The sequence below is a fragment of the Mesorhizobium sp. P3_A9 genome (assembly GCF_056402975.1).
Genome location: NZ_JBFUGJ010000387.1, coordinates 1 through 5,294, shown reverse-complemented (window position 1 = coordinate 5,294; position 5,294 = coordinate 1). Strand labels below are relative to the sequence as shown.

General features: G+C 62.3%; 6 protein-coding genes and 1 pseudogene. 2 read left to right on the top strand and 5 right to left on the bottom strand.

The features are described 5' to 3' along the window. Together AC1DX0_RS30610 and AC1DX0_RS30605 are read left to right on the top strand one after the other, a co-directional pair. A pseudogene (locus tag AC1DX0_RS30610) lies at positions 1–589 on the top strand (trigger factor); the annotation flags it as partial. Positions 590–753: 164 nt separating this feature from the next. Then, positions 754–1,278, top strand: coding sequence for a hypothetical protein (locus AC1DX0_RS30605; RefSeq protein ID WP_477222283.1), 525 nt, complete (start codon positions 754–756; stop codon positions 1,276–1,278). A gap of 16 nt (positions 1,279–1,294) precedes the next feature. On the opposite strand, the gene AC1DX0_RS30600 is transcribed toward AC1DX0_RS30605, so the two are convergent. The 5 genes from AC1DX0_RS30600 to AC1DX0_RS30580 form a co-directional block, all read right to left on the bottom strand. Further along, entirely contained in the window at positions 1,295–2,467 is a 1,173-nt protein-coding gene (locus AC1DX0_RS30600) for an NAD(P)/FAD-dependent oxidoreductase (RefSeq protein ID WP_477222284.1), read from the bottom strand. A gap of 57 nt (positions 2,468–2,524) precedes the next feature. Next, positions 2,525–3,307 (bottom strand): ABC transporter ATP-binding protein, encoded by a 783-nt coding sequence (locus AC1DX0_RS30595; RefSeq protein WP_477222285.1) that lies wholly within the window; start codon positions 3,305–3,307, stop codon positions 2,525–2,527. Continuing rightward, positions 3,304–4,023 (bottom strand): ABC transporter permease, encoded by a 720-nt coding sequence (locus tag AC1DX0_RS30590; protein WP_477222286.1) that lies wholly within the window; start codon positions 4,021–4,023, stop codon positions 3,304–3,306. Before AC1DX0_RS30590 ends, AC1DX0_RS30595 begins: the two co-directional genes overlap by 4 nt. Then, positions 4,023–4,736 (bottom strand): ABC transporter permease, encoded by a 714-nt coding sequence (locus tag AC1DX0_RS30585; RefSeq protein WP_477222287.1) that lies wholly within the window; start codon positions 4,734–4,736, stop codon positions 4,023–4,025. Before AC1DX0_RS30585 ends, AC1DX0_RS30590 begins: the two co-directional genes overlap by 1 nt. Positions 4,737–4,862: 126 nt before the next feature. Further along, on the bottom strand, positions 4,863–5,294 hold a 432-nt coding region (locus tag AC1DX0_RS30580; RefSeq protein ID WP_477358163.1), incomplete at its 5' end, for a transporter substrate-binding domain-containing protein.

The following is a 5,294-nucleotide window of genomic DNA, read 5'->3' as shown; positions in this document are numbered from 1 at the left end:
GCTCGACGCGGCCTACTCGTTCGAGGCGCCGTCGAAGCTCATCGAGGCTGAGTTCAACAACATCTGGGCGCAGGTCAACCGCGATCTGGAAGCCGCTGGCCGCACCTTCGCCGACGAAGAGACGACCGAAGAAGAAGCCCGCGCCGAATATCTGCGTCTTGCCGAACGCCGCGTGCGCCTCGGCCTGGTGCTGGCCGAGATCGGCGAGAAGGCCGGTGTCACCGTATCGGACGAGGAATTGCAGCGCGGCCTGTTCGAGCAGGTTCGCCGCTTCCCGGCCAACCAGCAGCAGGAAGCGTTCGAGTTCTACCGCAACAATCCCGARGCGCTGAATGCGCTGCGCGCGCCGATGTTCGAGGAGAAGGTGGTCGATCATCTGCTCGGCCAGATCTCGGTCACCGATGTCAAGGTCAGCAAGGAAGAGCTGATGGCCGACGACGAGGAAGCGGAAACCACGACCAAGGCCAAGCCGGCGAAGAAGGCCGCGGCCAAGAAGGCCGAAGCCAAGGCTGATGAGGCTGGCGACGAGGCGGAAGAGCCGAAGAAGAAGGCTGCGCCGAAGAAGAAGGCCGCCAAGGACGCCGAATAAGTTCTCGCGTTTGATGAAATCGACGAAGGCCGCCCTCGGGGCGGCCTTTTTCGTTGCGAAACTGCAACAGCCGATTCGCTTCGCGGGAGGCAGCACTTGGCTATACCAAGCGCTAATCACTATCTGCGCTGTTGCTGTAAACCGTGTGGTTCCTGGAGGGGGCGTTGAGCCTATTCTTCGAAACGGGGCGTACCGTTGCCCTGGCGCTCGTTCTGGCCTTCGCCTGTGATGTTGCCCAAGCCGACGCGCTTGCCGGCGACTGGCGCTTCGGCACGGATGACGGTGGCCTTGTCACCGCGTCGCTTCATGGCACCAACAAACTTATCACCGGTGGCGGCGCCCTGAGCTACAGCCCGGTGCTGACCATTGCCTGCCGGGCAGACGGCGAACCGCGCTGGACCGAATGGCTGCAATTGAATGACGGGGTTTCGGCCAGCCGCAAGATCACCATGTCGGTTACCGTCGACGGCGGCGGCAAGTTCGACGAGAGCTGGTCGGTCGGATCGCGCGGCCGAATGCTGATGCGCGACGGCGCCGACGGCATCAAGCGCCTTGTTCCCGCAAGCCGGCTGTCGCTTTCCTGGCGGTTCGGATTGTTGTCAGGCCGCGGCCAAGCGGATTTCGACCTTGCCGGGCTTGAAGAGGCGGTCGAGCAGATCGCCGGGACCTGCCATACCGATCCGCCGTGATCAGACCTCGGGCGGTCTAGCCGGAAAATGACCCACGAAACCGCTTCCCCGAAAAGACTTCGAGCGCTTGCGGCTTTTCACCGCCGACAATCCAGTCCGTCAGGTATTTGGTGACGCCAAGGGCGATGGCGAAGCCATGGCCGGTCCAGGCAAATCCATAGATGGTGTTGTGCAAGGCAGCAGGCGTGTCGACGATCGGGATGCCGTCGATCGCACAACTCTCGACGCGGGACGCATCGACTTTCAGGAAGGCGGATTCGTCGATGAAGGGCAAGGTCGCGATGGCATCGGTCAGGCCTAGCGCTGTCGCACTGAGCGACCCCTTCCAACGGCCCTCCGGCGAATAGGCGACGCTCTGGCCGCCTGAAAGCATCAACGTCCCATCCTGGATCTGCTTCACCGACAGCGTGCGGTGGGCATGGCCGAGAAGATGATTGATCCTTTTGCCGTGCGGGTTGGTGACGAACATCATCTGCGGCATCAGGGTGGTGACGGGCAGGATTTCTTGCGGCTGGAGAATCGGTTTCAGCAGCGGGACGACGCCGTTGTTGGCCAGGAGAACGAGCTTCTCGCCAACCGGCACGACTTCGCCGCTCGCCAGCCTGACCCCTGTTGCCCTCCCTTTGTCGTGGAGGATTTCGGTGACGCGCGTGCCGGTGCGCAGGTTCGCTCCGGCCTTGCGCGCCTGTTTGGCGAAGGCCTGCGTGGCGAAGGTGTGATCGCACACCCCGTCATTCGGGCAATAGATCGAGCCGATCAGATCCCCCGACAGTTCCGGCTCACGTTCCAGCGTTTCGTCACGGTTGAGAAGCTGGGAGGGAACGCCAAGCGCGTTCTGTGCCATGGCCATGGCTTCCATGGTGCCGCGCACCTCATGTTCATGGCCGCCGCGCGGGATATTGAAGAGATGAAGGCCGCCGATCCGGCGGTAGCCGACGCCGCCTTCGAATTGTTCCTGATATCTCGCCCAGAGCGGAAAGCCGACAGTCGCCATCGGCAGTTCGCGCAAGTCGCGGCTGTTGGCGCGCACGCCCCGTTCGCCGGAACCGCCCGATGCGCCGGCCGCGATCTCGTCGGCCTCGATCAGGGTAACGGTCCGGCCGGCCCGCGCCAGGTTGTAGGCAAGGCTGGTACCGTAGATGCCGCCTCCGACGATCACGATTTCAGACGCGGTGGCCTGTGTGGTCATGCTGTCAGTTCCTTCTCGATATTCTTTCGTGTGTATCGCATGTGTGGGAAGGTCGGCTCATTTCAAGCCGTTRCCGCCGGACAGGAATTGCCGGAAGCATTCGGACCGGCCGGCAGCGAACATGTCGTGGGGAGAGCCTTCCGCCTCGACCGCGCCCTTGTGCAGGAACACGACCTTGCTGGAGACGTCACGGGCGAAGCCCATTTCATGGGTAACGACCAGCATCGTCCTGCCTTCCTCGGCGAGCGCGCGCATGACACGCAGGACCTCGCCGACAAGCTCGGGGTCGAGCGCGGAGGTCGGCTCATCGAAAAGCATGACCTTCGGCTGCTGTGCCAGCGCCCGGGCGATGGCCGCACGCTGCTGCTGACCGCCTGAGAGATGGGCGGGATAATGATTGCGTTTCTCGGCAATGCCGACCTTCTCCAGAAGTGCCTCAGCCTCCTCCACACAATCGGCGCGGGGACGCTTCTGGACATGGATCGGGGCCTCGATCAGGTTTTCCAGGATCGTCATATGAGACCAGAGATTAAAGCTTTGAAACACCATGCCGATGCTTGCGCGCATGCGTTGCAACTGGTGCCTGTCGGCTGGCCGCGTCCTGCCACCGACCTTCTTCAGCCCGATGGTCTCTCCGCCGACCTCGATCTGCCCGCTATCGGGCGTTTCAAGCATGTTGATGCAGCGCAGCATCGTCGACTTGCCGGAGCCGGATGAGCCTAGGATGGAGACGACATGACCTTCCATCGCTTCGAGCGAGATGCCTTTGAGCACCTCGAGGGCGCCGAAGCTCTTGCGGAGTTCCGTCAGGCGCACGGCCGGCTTGAGCTGGTCAGTCATGAGGTTCCTCCTTGCCCGGGCGCCGCAGCCGGAGGCGGCCTCAGCTCGGCGCTCAGCGCGTATTCGGCCCACTGAACGAGCCGCGTGACGGTAAAATTGAGGAAGAGATAGATCGCGGCCGCGACGATCAGGATTTCGATGGCACGGAAGGATTCGGAAATGAGCTGTGCTGCCAGGCCGGTCACCTCCATCAGGGTGATGATGGAGGCCAGCGCCGTCGATTTTATCATCAGGATGAATTCGTTGCTGTATCCCGGCAAGGCATGGCGCAAGGCAAGCGGGAAGACGATGCGGCGGTGGAGCGTGAAGTCAGACATGCCGCACGCCCGTGCGGCCTCGATCTGACCTGATGGAACCGAGAGCAATGCACCGCGAATGATTTCACTGGAATAGGCGGCGGTGTTCAAGGTCAAGGCGATGAGCGCGCACCAATAGGGTTCGCGCAGGAGAGGCCAGAGAAAACTGGCCCGCACCGCATGGAACTGGCCAAGGCCATGATAGATCAGGAAAATCTGCACCAGCAGCGGCGTGGAGCGGAAGATGAAGACGTAGAAGGATGCGGGCCAAGCCAGGAGCCGCAGACCTGACAACCGCGCCAAAGCGAGCGCGACGGCCAGAACGGCACCCAGCGCCACGGAGGATATTGCGAGCTGCAATGTCAGCGGCACCCCCGTCAGAAGCTTCAGCAGTGTCTCGTACAGGAATGGAAGATCCATCAGGCCCGCCTCGCGCCGAGTGCGAGCCGTCCCTCGGTCCACCGCAGAAGCCATGTCGAGAACGATGAAATGGCCAGGTACAGGAGGGCGGCGGCGAAGAAGAAAGTGAATGGCTGGCCGGTCGATCCGGCGCCGATCTGCGCCTGGCGCAGGATTTCCACCAGCCCGGTGACCGAGACCAAGGCAGATTCCTTGAGCACCAGCTGCCATACATTGCCGAGACCCGGCAGGGCATGGCGCAGGACCAGCGGAGCGATGATGCGGCGAAACATCGTCAGGCGGGACATGCCGGCGGCGATCGCCGCTTCGATCTCTCCGGGCGAGACCGCGCGATAGGCGCCGCGCATGACTTCAGCCTGATAGGCGCCGGACACCAGCCCGATCGCCAATGCACCGGCCATGAAGCCGGGCAGGCTGACGAAACCCGAAATGCCGAACAGGCCGGCCAACGGTGTCAGGACCGCGCTTGAGCCGAAGTAGAAGAGATAGATGACGAGAATGTCTGGTATGCCGCGAAGCACCGTGGTGTAGGCGTCGGCGAGCAACCGCGGAAGAACGCCACCCTTGATCTTTGCCCACGCGCCGAAGCTGCCAACCAGGAGGCCGAAGGCGTAGCCTGTCGATGCCACGGCGAGCGTCATCATCGCGGCTTGAAGCAGTGCCGGTCCCCAGCCGGCCTCACCAAATCCCAGAACGAAATCGAAAGCTGTCATTGCGGGCTGACATCCCTGAAACCAGCTGCATGGGAGGTACGAAGTGAGCGACCCGCCGCCGGGTCGCTCATCGCGTGAGGTGGCGACAATCGCGGACAGGCGCAAAGCCGCCCGCTCTCGTCCGTTTCAATTGTTCACGGAGATATCGACGCCGAACCATTTTTCCGTCAGCGCCTTGTTGAAACCGTCGGCGTTGACTTCATGGATCACAGCGTTGAACTTGTCCTTCAACGCGGTGTCGCTCTTGCGAAAGGCCACGCTTGTTCCGCTGGCCAGGAGAAAAGTCGGTCCTACGAGTTCCGCCTCGGCCATGTCAGGCTTTTTCAGCGCCTCGGCGAGAACCGTGATGTTGGCCATGGTGAGATCGATGCGGCCCGCCAGAAGATCGAGATTGGCTTCATCCTGCGTCTTGTAGGATCTGACCGTGACCGCGTCCTTCAGATACTCGTCGACAAATTTGCCTGCCGTCGTCGATCCCTGGATGCCGAGGACTTTCCCCTTGAGCGCCGCGTCGAGCTTTTCGACAATGTCCTTTGATCCTGCGGCTTTGTCGCGGAG